This is a genomic window from Corynebacterium sp. AOP40-9SA-29 (assembly GCF_052377405.1).
Lineage (GTDB): Bacteria > Actinomycetota > Actinomycetes > Mycobacteriales > Mycobacteriaceae > Corynebacterium.
Genome location: NZ_JBQSWR010000001.1, coordinates 305,124 through 320,350, shown reverse-complemented (window position 1 = coordinate 320,350; position 15,227 = coordinate 305,124). Strand labels below are relative to the sequence as shown.

General features: G+C 67.3%; 17 protein-coding genes and 1 tRNA gene. 10 read left to right on the top strand and 8 right to left on the bottom strand.

The genetic code is table 11. The features are described 5' to 3' along the window. Positions 1–88 precede the first annotated feature (88 nt). Both ACT3SZ_RS01530 and ACT3SZ_RS01525 read left to right on the top strand, forming a co-directional pair. Positions 89–952, top strand: a complete 864-nt coding sequence (locus tag ACT3SZ_RS01530) for an aldo/keto reductase (protein ID WP_444616114.1) — start codon at positions 89–91, stop codon at positions 950–952. 25 nt (positions 953–977) lie between these two features. Beyond that, positions 978–1,658 carry a response regulator transcription factor gene (locus tag ACT3SZ_RS01525; protein ID WP_444616112.1) on the top strand — a complete coding sequence of 227 codons (681 nt, stop codon included), beginning with the start codon at positions 978–980 and terminating at the stop codon, positions 1,656–1,658. A 55-nt stretch (positions 1,659–1,713) separates the two neighbouring features. Here the strand turns inward: ACT3SZ_RS01525 and ACT3SZ_RS01520 are convergent, their stop codons facing one another. The 5 genes from ACT3SZ_RS01520 to ACT3SZ_RS01500 all read right to left on the bottom strand — a co-directional run bounded on the left by ACT3SZ_RS01520 (position 1,714) and on the right by ACT3SZ_RS01500 (position 6,162). Continuing rightward, positions 1,714–2,013 (bottom strand): GlsB/YeaQ/YmgE family stress response membrane protein, encoded by a 300-nt coding sequence (locus ACT3SZ_RS01520; protein ID WP_444616110.1) that lies wholly within the window; start codon positions 2,011–2,013, stop codon positions 1,714–1,716. A 56-nt stretch (positions 2,014–2,069) separates the two neighbouring features. Then, the gene (locus ACT3SZ_RS01515; RefSeq protein ID WP_444616109.1) at positions 2,070–2,267 is read right to left on the bottom strand and encodes a CsbD family protein; all 198 of its coding nucleotides are present in this window, start codon (positions 2,265–2,267) and stop codon (positions 2,070–2,072) included. 509 nt (positions 2,268–2,776) lie between these two features. Continuing rightward, positions 2,777–2,850: transfer RNA gene (locus tag ACT3SZ_RS01510), tRNA-Pro, on the bottom strand. A gap of 130 nt (positions 2,851–2,980) precedes the next feature. Then, positions 2,981–3,871 carry a metallophosphoesterase gene (locus ACT3SZ_RS01505; RefSeq protein WP_444617033.1) on the bottom strand — a complete coding sequence of 297 codons (891 nt, stop codon included), beginning with the start codon at positions 3,869–3,871 and terminating at the stop codon, positions 2,981–2,983. A 95-nt stretch (positions 3,872–3,966) separates the two neighbouring features. Beyond that, positions 3,967–6,162 (bottom strand): transglycosylase domain-containing protein, encoded by a 2,196-nt coding sequence (locus ACT3SZ_RS01500; RefSeq protein ID WP_444616107.1) that lies wholly within the window; start codon positions 6,160–6,162, stop codon positions 3,967–3,969. Between the two features lie 577 nt (positions 6,163–6,739). Between ACT3SZ_RS01500 and ACT3SZ_RS01495 the strand changes: the two genes are divergently transcribed. The 4 genes from ACT3SZ_RS01495 to ACT3SZ_RS01480 all read left to right on the top strand — a co-directional run bounded on the left by ACT3SZ_RS01495 (position 6,740) and on the right by ACT3SZ_RS01480 (position 8,712). Then, positions 6,740–7,144, top strand: a complete 405-nt coding sequence (locus ACT3SZ_RS01495) for a WhiB family transcriptional regulator (RefSeq protein WP_444616105.1) — start codon at positions 6,740–6,742, stop codon at positions 7,142–7,144. A gap of 26 nt (positions 7,145–7,170) precedes the next feature. Continuing rightward, on the top strand, positions 7,171–7,323 hold the full coding sequence (locus ACT3SZ_RS01490) for a DUF4177 domain-containing protein (RefSeq protein WP_301443460.1): 153 nt from the start codon (positions 7,171–7,173) through the stop codon (positions 7,321–7,323). Beyond that, positions 7,324–7,812: a RidA family protein gene (locus ACT3SZ_RS01485; RefSeq protein ID WP_444616103.1), complete on the top strand. Its 489-nt coding sequence runs from the start codon at positions 7,324–7,326 to the stop codon at positions 7,810–7,812. A gap of 75 nt (positions 7,813–7,887) precedes the next feature. Next, entirely contained in the window at positions 7,888–8,712 is an 825-nt protein-coding gene (locus tag ACT3SZ_RS01480; RefSeq protein WP_444616101.1) for an MBL fold metallo-hydrolase, read from the top strand. 69 nt (positions 8,713–8,781) lie between these two features. Here the strand turns inward: ACT3SZ_RS01480 and ACT3SZ_RS01475 are convergent, their stop codons facing one another. After that, positions 8,782–9,729: a DMT family transporter gene (locus tag ACT3SZ_RS01475; protein ID WP_444616099.1), complete on the bottom strand. Its 948-nt coding sequence runs from the start codon at positions 9,727–9,729 to the stop codon at positions 8,782–8,784. 125 nt (positions 9,730–9,854) lie between these two features. After that, entirely contained in the window at positions 9,855–10,538 is a 684-nt protein-coding gene (gene glxR, locus ACT3SZ_RS01470; protein WP_441579686.1) for a CRP-like cAMP-activated global transcriptional regulator GlxR, read from the bottom strand. Between the two features lie 237 nt (positions 10,539–10,775). Between glxR and nth the strand changes: the two genes are divergently transcribed. The 4 genes from nth to ACT3SZ_RS01450 are packed head-to-tail and all read left to right on the top strand — an operon-like array spanning position 10,776 to position 14,303. Further along, the gene (gene nth, locus ACT3SZ_RS01465) at positions 10,776–11,471 is read left to right on the top strand and encodes an endonuclease III (protein ID WP_444616097.1); all 696 of its coding nucleotides are present in this window, start codon (positions 10,776–10,778) and stop codon (positions 11,469–11,471) included. Next, positions 11,468–12,214 carry a TlpA family protein disulfide reductase gene (locus tag ACT3SZ_RS01460; RefSeq protein ID WP_444616095.1) on the top strand — a complete coding sequence of 249 codons (747 nt, stop codon included), beginning with the start codon at positions 11,468–11,470 and terminating at the stop codon, positions 12,212–12,214. Before nth ends, ACT3SZ_RS01460 begins: the two co-directional genes overlap by 4 nt. Continuing rightward, on the top strand, positions 12,211–13,110 hold the full coding sequence (locus tag ACT3SZ_RS01455; RefSeq protein ID WP_444616093.1) for an NUDIX hydrolase: 900 nt from the start codon (positions 12,211–12,213) through the stop codon (positions 13,108–13,110). Before ACT3SZ_RS01460 ends, ACT3SZ_RS01455 begins: the two co-directional genes overlap by 4 nt. After that, positions 13,107–14,303 carry a MarP family serine protease gene (locus ACT3SZ_RS01450; RefSeq protein ID WP_444616091.1) on the top strand — a complete coding sequence of 399 codons (1,197 nt, stop codon included), beginning with the start codon at positions 13,107–13,109 and terminating at the stop codon, positions 14,301–14,303. Before ACT3SZ_RS01455 ends, ACT3SZ_RS01450 begins: the two co-directional genes overlap by 4 nt. Here ACT3SZ_RS01450 and ACT3SZ_RS01445 read toward each other — a convergent pair. Next, positions 14,300–15,211: an alpha/beta fold hydrolase gene (locus ACT3SZ_RS01445; protein ID WP_444616089.1), complete on the bottom strand. Its 912-nt coding sequence runs from the start codon at positions 15,209–15,211 to the stop codon at positions 14,300–14,302. The two genes, ACT3SZ_RS01450 and ACT3SZ_RS01445, sit on opposite strands and share 4 nt — an antisense overlap. Positions 15,212–15,227: the final 16 nt, after the last annotated feature.

The window sequence follows — 15,227 nt, the reverse complement described above, 5'->3', positions numbered from 1 at the left end:
GGACACGGGTACGGGCAGGACTTTGCAGTAGGGGCACCTGCCCTTACCTAACGACACCCAACCGGCGACCTTGTTACGATCGGGCGGCATGACTAATTCAGCATCTGAATCATCCGCAGCGCAGGGGACGACCAGCGCGCTCGAACTGCCCGCACTGGGCTTCGGCACCTACAAGTTGTGGGGCACCGAGGGGGCCCAGGCGGTGACTGGTGCCATCGAACTCGGCTACCGGTTGATCGACTCGGCCTACAACTACGAGAACGAAGGAACGGTCGGGGCAGGAATCCGTGCTGCCGTGGAGAACGGTACCGCCGCCCGTGACGAGATCATCTACACCAGCAAGCTTCCGGGTCGCTACCAGAAGCGCGAGAAGGCCTTGGCCGCGGTGGAGGAGTCCTACTACCGGGCCGATGTGGGTCCGATCGATCTCTACCTCATCCACTGGCCGAATCCGGGCCAGGGTCACTTCGTTGAGGCATGGCGTGCGCTGATCGAGGCCCGCGAGCGTGGCCTGGTCAAGCACATCGGCGTGTGCAACTTCCTGCCCGAACACATCGAGACCCTGGAGAAGGAGACCGGCGAGCTCCCGGAGGTGAACCAGATCGAGCTGCATCCCGCCTTCCCACAGGTCGGAGCCCTTGAATGGAACAACTCGCACGGGATCATCACCGAGGGGTGGAGCCCGCTGGGGCGCGGCGCCGCGCTGGACAGCGCCCCGGTGCAGGACGCCGCACGCGCGCACGACGCCTCCGCCGGCCAGGTCGTCCTGGCGTGGCACCGGGCCGTCGGCTCCCTGGCGATCCCCAAGGCGTCCAGCCGGGAACGTCAGCAGGAGAACCTCGACTCGCTGAAACTCGAGCTCACCGACGACGAGGTCACGGCGATCACCGCCCTGGGACGTCCCGATGGGCGTCTGAAGGGCCAGGATCCGGCAACCTACGAGGAGTTCTGAGACAAGATCTGAGACAATTGGCACCGTGACCATTCAATCCTCCCGCCCGCTCAGGCTCCGACTGCTCAACGACTACGAGGTCGTGGTGGCCGGTCTTCGGTCGATCCTCGCCCCCTACGAGGGCAGGATCCACATCGTCGAGACCGACGTGGGGACCACCGGCGCGCGTCCGGTGGACCTCACCTTGTACGACACCTTCGGCCTGACCCAGGCCGACGGGCAGGAGATCGACGCGGTGCTGGCCGACCACACCGCTGGGCGAGTGGTGGTCTACAGCTGGAATATGCAGGCGGACCTCATCCAGGCCGCCCTGGACAAGGGTTGTCACGGCTACCTCGACAAGTCGATGGGTGCCGGGGTGCTCATCGAGTGCCTTGAAGCGATCGGGGAGGGCCAGGTGCTGGTGTCCGATACCGCGGAGATCGCAGGTGCCGCGGAAACTGACCCCGTGCCGGTGCGTGGCATCTGGCCGGGACAGGCGGAGGGACTCACCGCGCGGGAGGCGGAGATCGTCACGCTGATCACGCGGGGGATGACCAATGTGGAGATCGCCGAGCGGAGCTTCATCACGATCAATTCGTTGAAGTCGTGCATCCGTTCGGCGTACCGGAAGATGGGTGTCGAACGGCGCTCCCAGGCGGTGCGATGGGGGATGGAGCACGGGATGACCCCACCCGGACGTGAAAAGACCCCCCAGCCAAGCTGAGGGGTAACTCCCGGTGGTGGGGGAGGAGGGGTCCGGCCCACGGGGGCCGGGGACGTCACCTCTTCTTGGTTACCAAGCCCACGATCCACAGCAGGATCACCGCGCCGATGAGGCACGTGATGAAGCTGAAGATGATTCCTCCGCCGGCCACGTCCACGCCGAAGAGGGTCAGCAGCCAGCCGCCGAGGAAGCCGCCGATCACACCGACGATGATGTTGAGGATGATCCCCATGGAGGCGTCGGTGCCCATGACCTTCGAGCCGATCCAGCCGGCGAGACCGCCGACGATGATCCAGCCAATGAAGCCGAGGGGCGGGGCCGAGCTGGCCGCGAGAATAAGCGTATTCGAGTCCATGTCATACTCCGTTCATGAGTCGTCGTTCCGGGCAGGGTGCAGGGGTCTGCGACCCGCTAGTTTCCGGTGATCTTGTTGATTCCCTCGGAAATCTTGTCCTTGGCGTTCTCTGCCGCATCCTTGATTCCTGACGCCGCCTGGTCGGACTTCCCGTCGCCCTTGAGGCGGTCGTTGTCGGTGGCGTCACCAGCGGCTTCCTTAGCCTTGCCGGTGGCATCCTGAGCCTTGTTCTTGATCTTGTCGTCGAGACCCATGGTGGTTCTCCCTTTCGGTCGTCGGGAACAATTCTGCATTCCCAGTGTACGTGATTCCGGAGGAAAGGTGACGAGTGATTTTCGCTCCCCGAAGTCCTTGCAGTCATAAATGAATCAAAAGAGACATGACAAAAGAAATGGTGTGTATTTATGCCAATACATTTCCGCTGTCTTTTGCTCTCTTCCACACTCGCCTGGGCCCGTCTGTGCCCTGCTCCTGCTGGCGCGCCGGCTAATGGCGACGAGGAGCACCGCGTTGCAGTGCCCCAGACCCCACTCCAGGCGCCATAGGCCGAGTGTGCCGGCCACAGCGTCCCTGTCCGGCCGGGTGGGCAGCAGGTGCGGGCCCAAGCGGTGTGGAACTGATCATGGCTTCCACGCTAGAAGTAGGCGAGCGGGAGGGAAACACCCCTGAGGGTGGCCTGCTTCGGACAGTCACCCAGCCCCACGCGAAAAAAAGGAACACCCTCCGTCCTGCGTCTGCAGGTCGGAGGGTGTTCCTCTGGCTGTCGGGGTAGCGGGATTTGAACCCACGACCTCTTCGTCCCGAACGAAGCGCGCTGCCAAGCTGCGCCATACCCCGGTCTGGAACGGCACGGATTAACCCTCGCGGGTTTCTCTGTGTCGCAACAGATAAGCACTATAGACGGACTTCCGGCCCCGTGGCAAAACACCTGCACACGGCCGTGCCAGGAGCCCACTCACGAGCCCCGTCAGGACTCCCGCTCCACCACCCGGACCAAGGTCGCCGAGGGACGGCAGAACGTCCGGAAGGGCACGTACTTCGACGTCCCCAACCCGTTGGTCACGTGCAGCCACATCCGCTCGGACCACCGCGACAAGCCGGACACCCGGGAGCGGTCGATCCCGCAGTTCGTCACGATCGCCCGCCCACCAGGCAGACATAGCTGACCGCCGTGCGTGTGCCCGGCCATCATCAGTTGGTAGCCGTCGGCGGCGAACTCGTCGAGCACCCGGGGCTCCGGCGAGTGCGCCAGACCGATCGACAGGTCCGCCTCGGGGTTCGGCGGGCCGCCGAGGGACTCGTAGTCGTCCCGGTCGAGGTGCGGGTCGTCCACGCCGCCCACGGCGAGTTTCACCCCGGAGGTGGCGAAGTCCACGCGACGGTGGGTGGCGTCCTCCCAGCCGTGCTCCACGAAGGCGGCGCGCATGCCGCGCCACGGCAGCTCCACGTTGCTGGGCTTGTTGCGCTTGCCCAGCAGGTAATTGAACGGGTTCACCGGGTGCGGTGCGTAGTAGTCGTTGCTGCCGAAGATGAAGACGCCCGGGCGGCGCAGCAGCGGCCCCAGCGCGCGCAGGACGCCCGGTACGGCCTGTTCCTCGCCGAGGTTATCGCCGGTGTTGACCACTAGGTCGGGTTCCAGGGCGTCGAGCGAGGCGACCCAGCCCTGCTTGATCTTCTGGTCGGCGAGCATGTGCAGGTCGGAGACGTGCAGGATCCTGAAGTCGTCCTGCCCTTCCGGCAGCGTGCCCGGCTCCAGGGCGGGGACGGTCACCTCGTGCAGGACGAAGGCGCGGGTCTCGACGACGGCGGCGGCTGCGGTAGCCACGCCGAGCGCGGCGAGCGCGGCAGTGGCGCGCACAGCGGAGGAGAGGACGCCGCGGGTGCGTCCGGAATTATTGTCTGGGAGGTCTCGGCTAGTCACCCTGCCCAGTGTAACGGTGGGCGAGAGGCTGCCTAGTTGAACTCGTCGAGGCTCATGTCCCAGTCGACGGTGCGCGAGGACGTGCCGGACGTGGCATCTGTGCCCGTCTCTGTGCCAGTTCCGGTACCCGTCTCGTTCGCCGCGCTGCGGTAGCGCCCGGGGTTGCCGCGGTCGTAGTCACGGTTGTAGGAGGGCAAGCCCGCGCCACCATAACTTGCCACGATGGAGTTCGCCGCGGTGAAGAACGCCCGCGCCGGCTCATTGCCGCCGTAGAGGTTGCCCTCGCCGCACTGGCGCAGCGGCCCGGTGCACAGCGGGGAGGCCTGCGAGCCGTCGTTGAAGGCGTACGTCGCGCCGGCCAGGCCCGGGGTGAAGCCCAGGAAAGCGGCGGACAGGCTGGTCTCGGTGGTACCCGTCTTCGCTGAGATCGGCCCGCCCCAGCCGGACGCGGACGCCGCGGCGGACGCGGTACCGTCCGCCACGTCCCCGCCCATGCCGTTGGCCAGGGCGTCCGCCACGCCGGAAGAGAGCGCCTGCTCGCAGTCGGGGGTGTCCAGCGCCACGTCCTGCCCGTCGTGGTCGGTGACCGACAGGACGGGGGAGGGCTCGCACCAGCGGCCGTGGTCGGCGAGGCTGGCGGAGACATTCGCCAGTTCCAGGGGGTTGACCTCCAGCGGGCCCAGCACGAACGAGCCGAGGTTGCTGGCCTTGATGAAGTCGGCCACGGACTGCTCGCCGTCGTAGGAGCCCTCCTCGCCGTAGGAGCGCAGGCCCAGGTCGACGGCGATATCGGTCATCCGCTCGGTGCCGAGCTTCTCGGCCATCGCCACGAAGGGGGTGTTGGGGCTGGTGGCCAATGCCTCGCGCAGGCTCATCTTCGACTTGAAGTCCCCAGCGTTCTCCACGCAGTAGCGGTTCGCCGGGCAGTCGGACGCGCCGCCGCTGCCCATGCCGGAGACCTCGATGCGGCTGGGAACGTCCAGGCTGGTGTTCAGCCCCATGCCGTTCTCCATGGCGGCCGCGGCGGCGAAGATCTTGAACACACTGCCCGCGCCGTTGCCCTCGGAGGTGTGGGTCACCGGCAGGACGGTCTCGCTGATGTCCGCGTCCAGCCCGTAAGTGCGTGAGGACGCCATGGCGACGACTTCGTGGGAGTCGTCCGTCGGCGCGATGAAGTTAGAGGTCAGCGACACCCCAGGGGTGGACGCATCGGCCTGGGAGCGCACCGCGTTCACAGCGTCTTCCTGCGCATTCGGGTCCAGGGTGGTGCGCACCGTGTAGCCGCCACGGGCGAGTTCGGCGGAATCAAGGTCGTGGTCTTCGAGGTACGACAGCACGTAGTCGCAGAAGAAGCCGGCGTTGTCGGCACCGATGCAACCGTTCGCCTGCCCCACGGGACTGTCGTTCACGCCGAGGGGTTCGGCCACATAGCGGTCGCGCTCGGCGGGGCCCAGGGAACCTGTGTCCACCATGGCGTTGAGCACGGCATCGCGCCGGGCCTGGGCGCTTTCCGGGTTCGTCCACGGATCGTGGGCGCTGGTGGACTGCACCATGCCGGCCAGAAGGGCAGACTGCGGCACGGTGAGCTGATCGGCCGTGGTGGAGAAGTAGGTGCGCGCGGCGGCCTCGATGCCATAGGCGCCGTTACCGAAGGAGATGAGGTTGAGGTAGCGGGTGAGGATCTCGTCCTTGGAGTAGCGCTTCTCCAGGTCGATGGCCATCTTCATCTCGCGCAGTTTGCGGGTCGCCGAGGTCTCGGTGGCGGCGGCGCGTTCCTCATCGTCTGCGGCATCGATGAGCAGTAGGTAGTTCTTGATGTACTGCTGGTCGATGGTGGAAGCACCCTGCTCCACCCCGCCACTGGAGAAGTTCGCGGCCAGGGCGCGCAGGGTGCCGCGCACGTCCACCCCGTCGTGCTCGTAGAAGCGCCGGTCCTCGATGGCGACGATGGCGTCCTTCATCGTGTCGGAGATCTCGTCCGCCCCGACGGAGTAGCGGCGCTGGTCGTAAAGGGTGGCCAGCGTATTGCCTTCACGGTCGGTGACGGTGCTGACCTCCGGCAGCGACTCATTGTCGTCGATGTCGGCGAGGTCGTTGTCGACCGTGTCCGAGCCGGCATTGACCACCAGGCCCGCGCCGCCGACCAAGGGGACGACGGCGAAGGCGGTGAGTGCGCCGACCATCACGATGGCGAGGACGAGTGTGGCTGCGCTCTTGAGGTAAGTCACACACAGCAGCGTATCGGATGGCTCCTGTGATGGGGAGTCCGTGACGGTATCGCCGATCGGATCGTGACCGGTTCGTGACAGGGGGAGGGTGCGGGGGTGGTGTGGGCCGGTGTTGTTCACCGTCCGACGGAGGCGGTGCGGCAGGCGTCGCGGAGGTGTCTCCGGGGGGCCTCGGTAGCAGTGTCCGTGGCCGCGCGGCGGGGGAACGCCCAAGCGGTGATCGACATCACACTGCCCGGTGACTGTGGTGTCGGCGGTGTGATGACCAGCACATCTTCCGGGATGATCGCTCCATTTAGCTGCGGAATGGATCGGAGTGTGCCGCGGAAGGTGGAGAAAGCACAGTCGCGGGCCGAATGCTAGGGCGGGCGGCAGGGTGGGGCGCCAACGGTCGTTCGGCGCCTCTGCGCAGGTGCGCGGTGATGTGCCACACAGGTTCTCGACATATGTGCGATTCGACACTTCTAAATCTGTGTGAATACACTTACACCCAGTTTGCTGATGATCACTTCCGGGGTCAGATCTCCGGAGCCGGGGATCATCAACCCCCGGCCACCATCCACAGCGGAAGGACATCATGACCGCTTCACTCCAACGCCCCGAGACCTCCACCGACGTTGAGACCGCCGCATCTCCCGACGTTCGCAGCGGGACCCAGGGTGTGCTGCACCGCACTGCCGGGCAGGTCACGACCCGCGAGTCCTTCAACAACCGTGGTGAATGGATCACCCAGGCGCACTGCCGCAACATCGACCCCGAGGAGCTGTTCGTCCGCGGGGCGGCACAGCGCAAGGCCGTGGCCATCTGCCGTCACTGCCCCGTCGTGCTCCAGTGCCGTGCGGACGCCCTCGACAACGACGTTGAGTTCGGCGTGTGGGGCGGCATGACCGAGCGTCAGCGCCGTGCCCTGCTGCGCAAGCACCCCGAGGTCGAGAGCTGGGCCGACTTCTTCGCCGGCCAGCTCGAGGCGTCCCAGGCCTAAACCGCGACGTTTGTATACTCGTCGACATGACTCAATGGGAATACGTCACCGTTCCGCTCCTGACCCACGCAACCAAGCAGATTCTGGATAACTGGGGTGAGGACGGCTGGGAACTCGTCTCCGTCCTCCCCGGCCCGACCGGTGAGCAGCACGTCGCCTACCTGAAGCGGGAGAAGTAGATGGCGGCGGACGGGGGCCTTATCTCCGCCCGTCTCGACGAGCTCGGCCTCACCCTCCCCCCGGTCGCGGCACCGGTCGCGGCCTACGTGCCCGCCATTCGCACCGGTGACTTCGTGTTCACTTCCGGCCAGCTGCCTTTCGTCGACGGCGCACTGCCGGCTACCGGCTCGGTCGGTGCTGTGGACGCTGGGGACGCCGCCGTGTCGCCTGAGGACGCTGCGGCGTACGCCCGCACCGCCACGCTCAACGCACTGGCTGCGATCGACGACCTCGTCGGCATCGACAACGTCGAGCAGATCGTCAAGGTCGTCGGTTTCGTCGCCTCCGCCGATGGGTTCGGTGGCCAGCCCGCCGTCATTAACGGTGCGTCCGATCTCCTCGGTGAAGTCTTCGGCGATGCCGGGGCACACGCCCGCAGCGCCGTCGGCGTCGCCGAGCTTCCGCTGGGAAGCCCGGTCGAGGTCGAACTCATCGTTCGCGTGTCCTAAGCCGTCGTTTCCGGGCGGGTGGGCCCACCCCCGCCCGGACTGACCGTGGGCGTTCCCCGCAGTAGGATCAGAGCCATGGAGCATCCCGCGTACAGCCAGTTGCGTTCCGTCACCCCTTCCACCGGCGTTGTCCTGTGTGATAACCCCAGCTACCAGGCATTGGAGGGCACGAATTCTTGGGTCGTCCGCGCGCCGGGCGACAGCAAGAGCGTGATCATCGATCCCGGCCCGCAGGACGAGGGACATCTCAACGTCCTGCGTGCGAAGGCCACCGAAGGTGGCGCGGAGGTCGCTCTGATCCTGCTGACCCATCACCACGCAGATCACGAGGACGGTGCAGCGCGACTGCGTCAGCTGCTCGGGGCACCGGTGCGTGGCATCGACAAGCGCTACTGCATCGGCGGGGACGTCCTGGAGGACGGTGAGGTGATCCGTTTCGAGGGCCTGACCCCGTCGATCGAGGTCATCGCCACACCGGGGCACACCGACGACTCGGTCTGCTTCGCCGTCCACACCGACGGCGGGGATACGGATGCTGATGTCGAGGCCATCGCCACCGGCGACACCATCGCTGGGCGTCACACCACCATGATCTCCGAAACCACTGGTGACCTGGGCGACTACCTGGACACCTTGCGTTTGCTGATTCGTCGTGGCGCGGGAGTGCACCTGCTGCCGGGCCACGGTCCGGATCGGGAGGACACCGCAGAGCTGGCGCAGAAGTACCTGGAGCGTCGGGAGCTCCGGCTCCAGCAGGTCACGGAGGCCGTGGCGAAGCTGGGGGACGACGCGACCGTGGGCCAGATCGTCGACGAGATCTACACCGATGTCGACCCGGTCTTGCGCGACTCCGCCAAGCAGTCGACCCGCGTGGCGCTGCGCCACCTCGGCAAGTTGTAGGAGCCATCGCGCTGGGGGAGCGCCCATGTCGCCGGATCACCCTTCCAGGTAGCGAATCAGCCCGAATGCCTACCTGGAAGGGTGTTTTTCTTCAGGCTCGGGCAACGGGGTGATATCGCGTCCCGTCGGCTGAGGCGCGAAGGCGAGGATCAGCAGCACCAGCGCGATCAGTGACAGGCCGACCCACCCCAGCGGAGCCAGCCGCTCGCCCACGACCACCACGGCGAGCAGTGCGGCAACCGCAGGTTCCAGCAGCGTCACCGTCGTCGCCGTACTCGGGGAGAGACTGGTCAGCCCGTAGCCGAAGAGAACGTAGCCGAGGAACATCGGCACCACCGCGATATACGCCGACACCGCTACGTTGTTCCACGAGTCCAGGATGGGCCCGCCGGTCAGCAGCAGGACCGGCATCAGCAGTGCGCCGCCGACGCCGAATACCGAACCCATTGCCGCCCCGCGCCCTGCCCCGGCGACCATCAGCCGAAACGCCGCCCACGCGTATAGGGCATAAGATATGCCGGCGACCAGGCCTAATGTGATGCCGGCGAGCGCGGCACCGGGGTCGGTGCTGGCGGAGCTCTCCGCGCCGGACGCCACACTGATCAGCACCGCGCCGGTCACTCCCAGCGTTGCGGCGCTCGCCCACCACGGCCCGAGCCGCGCCTTCCCGGTGAACTTCTCCAGTAGTCCGGCCGCGAGCGGTGCCGAGGCCAGGGAGATCACCGTGCCGACGGCCACGCTCGCCAGGTGCATCGAACTGTAGAACGCCAGCGGGTAGGTGAACACCGCCACCCCGCCAAGCAGGACGGTGCGGCGGTGCGTCCGGAGCAGGCTGCGTCGTCGGTACAGATCGGGTGCGGCGATGAGGGCTTGGAGGAGTCCGCCGATGCCGAGGGACACCGCTCCGATGGCGAGAGGGCCGACATCACCGGCGAAGGTCGCCGCGGTGCCCGTGGTTCCCCACAGCACCGCGGTCACCGTGACCGCCAGGAGGGCGGGCAGACGGGAGGACGTCACGACGCGAGTACCTCGATGATCTTGCTGGCGTGGCGCAGGCGAGTGACGCTACTGCACTCGGAGAACAAGGTAGCGGCCGCTGCGTTCGACGAGAAAGATGGAAAAGGGGAGCGGTGGCGAAGGCCCTAGCGGGCGCGCTTGGCCAGACGCTCCGTGTCGGAGATCAGCACGGACTTGCCCTCCAGGCGGATCCATCCGCGGTGGGCGAACTCGGCCAGGGCCTTGTTCACGGTCTCGCGCGAGGCGCCGACGAGCTGGGCGATCTCCTCCTGCGTGAGGTCGTGGTGGACGCGCAGCGCGCCGCCCTCCTGCACACCGAAACGGTTCGCGAGCTGCAGCAGCGCCTTGGCCACACGACCGGGGACGTCGGTGAAGATCAGATCGGCCAAGGTGTTGTTCGTGCGGCGCAGACGTCGGGCCAGCACGCGCAGCAGCTGCTCGGAGATCTCCGGGTGATCGGAGATCCAGTCGTGCAGCATCTGGGAGTCCATGGTGGCCGCGGTCATCTCGGTGACGCAGACGGCCGCGGAGGTGCGCGGGCCTGGGTCGAAGATGGACAGCTCGCCGAACATGTCGGACGGCCCCATGATCGTCAGCAGGTTCTCACGCCCGTCGGGGGCGTGGCGCGCGAGCTTCACCTTGCCGTTGATGATGATGTAGAGGCGGTCGCCCGGTTCACCTTCGTCGAAGATGGTGGTTCCGCGCGGGTAGGTCACCGACTCCAACTGCTCGATGAGTGCGTTGACCGCGGTGGCCTCGACACCCTGGAAAATTCCGGCGCGAGACAGGATCTCAGGTACTTCACCCATTGCTCGTCTGACTCCTGGTCTTGGTACTGTTCGTCTACTGTTCGGTCGAAGGCTGGCGGTGCCGGCGATGCTGTGGCCGTAGTGACGGATTGGTCACACAGGCCCCCGAAAAGGGTCACTCCACACAATACAGCCTGGGGGGCATGTTCTGTGGAACGCCTGGGGAATCATGGTCGCACGGGCGGTGATGCTTCATGTCGGGTCCATGTCCGTCGGCGGGGTTAGACTGTCTCCACCATGGTCACAACCTCTGCATCCCGTCCTGATTCCCGTGCCGGCACGTCCAGTTCGTCGTTGGCGTTGACGCGGCGTACTCGCTGGGTCAACCGGACGTTGGCGGGGGAGTACCCGGACGCGCACTGCGAGCTCGACTACACCACGCCTCTGGAGTTGCTCGTCGCCACGGTGCTGTCTGCGCAGTGCACGGACAAGCGGGTCAATCAGGTGACCCCGGGGCTCTTCCGGGAATTTCCGGACGCCGCGGCGTACGCCGGGGCCGACCGTGAGCGCCTGGAGGAGGTCATCCGTCCGACCGGGTTCTTCCGCAACAAGGCCGCCAGCCTCATCGGGTTGGGTACAGCGTTGTGTGCCGATCACGGCGGCGAGGTGCCCGGTTCGATGGAGGCGCTGGTGGCGCTGCCGGGGGTGGGCCGCAAGACGGCGAACGTGGTGCTGGGTAATGCGTTCGGGGTGCCGGGTTTCCCGGTGGACACGCACGTCGGACGGGTGCTGCGCCGGCTGGGGCTGACCACGCAGACGGACGCGGTCGCGGTGGAGCGCGAGATCACCGCGCGGGTGGAGAAGAAGGAGTGGACGATGTTCTCCCATCGCCTGATCTTCCACGGCCGACAGGTGTGCCACTCGAGGCGTCCGGCCTGCGGGCAGTGCGTCCTGGCGGCGAAGTGCCCGTCGCGTGAGGACGGTGCGAGGTGACGCGCGAGGAGGACGCAACGACGCAGGACGAAACGACGCAGGACGCGCGGCTGCGCGGCATCCTGCTGGCGGTCGTGGTCGTCGTCGGCCTGGCGATCGCTGCGGTGCCGATGGTGATCTCCCTGACCGGAGGGGACGCAGCGCAGGACGCACAGAACGCGCCGGGTGCGGCGGCGTCTGCGTCGCAGTCGCCGGTCGAGCCGTCCGGTGAGGCGACCAGCGAGCCGGACCCCGACGGGACGTCCTACGACGTGCCGGAGGCCCAGCGCGTCGCCTGCCCGTCGCCGGAGGCCGGAACGCAGATTGCTCAGGATGCTGAGCTCGCCGATGTCGTCCTGCCGTGTCTGACGGACGGCGGTGGGCAGTCCAGCACGTCCGTCGCCGAGATGCTGTCGGGCAAGCCCACGCTGGTCAACGTGTGGGCGTGGTGGTGCGGGCCGTGTCGCCAGGAACTTCCTGTCCTGCAGGAGGTCGCCGAGAAGCACCCGGAGTGGAATATCGTCGGGGTGCATTCCAATGAGCGCGGTCAGGCCGGAGTTGACCTGCTCGACGATCTGGACGTGAGTTTCGCCAGTTTCCAGGACTCCACGGGGCAGGTTGCGGCCGCGGCGTCGTTGCCGGCGGTGGTGCCGTTGTCAGTGGTCTACGGCCCGGATGGATCCCGGATGGATCTGCATCCAGGGGAGCTGACCTCCGTGGAGCAGGTGGAGGACCTCATGGCAGGTAGTGTGGAGAACTCATGAGCCGACCCACCGCACCCGAGCGTGACAACGCCGGGGAGTTTTCCCTGCAGGACTGGCTGGACGCTGCGCGGACCCAGCCGACACTGCCCGATGATCTCCCCGACTGGGTCCGCCGTCTCGCCGAAGTCACTGACCCCAACTCTGGGGCAGATGGCATCGGCGCGATCTTCAACGAGCCGGCCCGTACCGTCCCCGAACTCGGGCCGGACGGCACCCCGCCGCGCTACTCGGCGGTGCTGGTGCTGCTGGGCGAGGGCGACGGTGATGAGGACGGCGAGACGACCGTCCTGCTCACACACCGCAACCCGCGGATGCGTACGCATTCCGGGCAGATCGCCTTCCCCGGCGGGCGTCGGGAGGCGCAGGACGCCGACCCGATCGCCACCGCGGTGCGTGAAGCGGTCGAGGAGACCGCCCTGGACCCGGCATCGGTGGTGCCGGTGAGCGTGATGGCACCGCTGTACATTGACCGGACGAACCACGCCGTCATCCCGGTTGTCGCCTGGTGGCGCACGCCGGGACCGGTGCACCCGGCCACGCAGGAGTCCGATTGGGTTCGGGCCTTCCCCGTCGCCCGGTTGGCCGATCCAGCCAACCGCCGCCGCATCGGTTTCCTGAGCTGGCACGGCCCCGCCTTCGACGTCGACGGGTACCTCCTGTGGGGGTTCACCGGCGGGGTGGTGGACGCCCTGCTCACCATCGCCGGCTGGGAACAGCCCTGGGAGGACCCCTGGGTCGATGGTGAGCCGGCGGCCGTAGCCGACCTCTTCGCCGCGCTGGAGGCCTCCCGCAATGGGGAGAACCTCGCCGCCGAGGCGCTCGGCGACAGGCTCGACGGAGAGTTGGAGAACGACAGCACACACGACAGCACACAAGACAGGCAGGAAAGCAGATGAGCGGTTCGGTCATTGTCGACATTGCCCTGGCCGTCGTCGCTGTCTTTGCCCTGTTGTCCGGGTGGCGTCAGGGCGGCTGTTCGGCGGTGCTGTCACTGGCCGGCGTGCTGGGTGGCGGCGTCCTTGGCCTGCGGATCCTTCCGTGGGTCATGGGCTACGTGGACGGCGACACCCAGCGATTCCTCGTTGCCCTGGCGGTTGTCGCCGGGTCCGTGGTCATCGGCTACACCATCGGTTCGGTGATCGGTGGGCGCCTGCGTGACCTGATCCGCACCCGCGCTGTCCTGCGGGTCGATTCGGTGGTCGGTGCCCTGGTCCAGGTCCTGACCACCGTGGTGGTCGTGTGGCTGATCGTGGTGCCCGTGGCCGGAAACAACTCCGGTGACCTAGGCAAGGCGGTTCGTGGATCCTCGATCCTGTCCGGGGTCAGCAAACTGGCGCCGTCGTGGCTGGAGGCGTTGCCGCAGCAGACGGCGTCGTTCTTCAGCGACTCCGGCTTCCCGGTCATCACCGACCCCTTCGATGAGGTGCCGTCGGCCGAAGTCGCGGCCCCGGACAACGCACTGTCGGACAATCCGGTTGTCGCCGACGCCCGCCCGTCGTTGGTGCGGGTGCTCGGGGAGGCAGAGCAGTGCAGCCGTATCCTGCAGGGCTCGGGCTTCGCGATCGAACCCGACCTGGTGATGACCAATGCTCACGTGGTGGCCGGTACCGGCCGGGTCGCGCTGGAGACCGTCGACGGCGATGCCGAGGGCGAGGTCGTCTACTACAACCCGTCGCAGGACATCGCCCTGATCCGCACCACCGACGGCACCACCCTGCCCACGCTTAACTGGGCCGATCAGCCCGCCGCGCAGAACGACGACGCGATCGTCATGGGCTTCCCCCTCGGCGGGCCATTCCAGGCCACCCCGGCACGCGTGCGGGAGATGTTCACGGTCTCCGGGCCGGATATCTACGCCGATGCGCGGGTCGACCGTGAGGCGTACACGCTGCGCGGGACCGTTGTGCAGGGCAACTCCGGCGGACCGTTGATCGACACCGAGGGCAATGTGCTTGGCCTGGTGTTCGGCGCGGCGGTCGGGGATTCCGAGACCGGCTACGCCCTGACGAAGAACGAGGTGCTCTCCCACGTCGGCGACACCGCGTCCTACCGCTCGCCGGTGGACACCCAGGAGTGCGTGGTCAGCTAAGCGTCGGGCTCGGCGGCGCGGATGAGCGCCGCGACGGAGGGCGGGTCCTCGATGTGGGGGAAGTGCCCCACCCCGTAGAGCAGCTCGGCGGAGGAGCCGTCGGCACCGCGTGCGGCTGAACGCTTGGCGATACGCGCGGAGTAGGCGGGGTCCATCGACCCGTCCACACACACCGCCGGCACCTCGGTACGCGCGGGGAAGGTGCGGTTGAAGTCGCCGCCTTCCGGACGCAGCCGGCTGCGCAGCGTCCACCGCCGGTACTCGCAGGACAGGTGGGCGACCTTGTCGATCTGCATCGCCTCGCGGCGTAGTTCCTCGTGTTCCTGGCAGGTATCGGTGCCCCGGAAGCCGGGGGAGACCTGCTGGCGGAAGGACGTTGCGACGCCCTCCGAGCCGTTGCGGCGCAGAGCACGTTCCGGCAGGCGGGGCAGCTGGGCGTAGAGCGAGGCGCGTACGCGCGGCCACTGCGACACCGGGTGCAGCAGGACGGATCGGGCGAGCACCAGCGGATGCGCGGAGGAGAGGGTGACGATGCCGCGCACGCGGCGCGGCTCGTGGGCGGCCATCGTCCAGGCGATGAGTCCGCCTTCGCCGTGGCCAACGACCAGTGCGTCGGTGTGGCCAAGGGCGCGGATCGTGCCGCACATATCGGAGGCGGCGGTAGTGAGGTCGTAGCCGCGCGGAGTTTTGTCGGAGCGACCGTATCCACGCAGGTCGACGGCGGCGACGCGGACCGGCGGCGTGGAGTCGCCGCAAAGCTCGGGCATCAGTTCACGCCAGTCGAAGTGTCCACCGGCGAAACCGTGGATGAGCAGCACCAGAGGTGCATCAGGGGGGCCCTGGACCAGGACGTGCAGGCGGATGCCGCGGGTGTGGACGTACTTGTGGGCGGCGTCGGCGCTGGTCATGGCGTAAGGAGAGGGT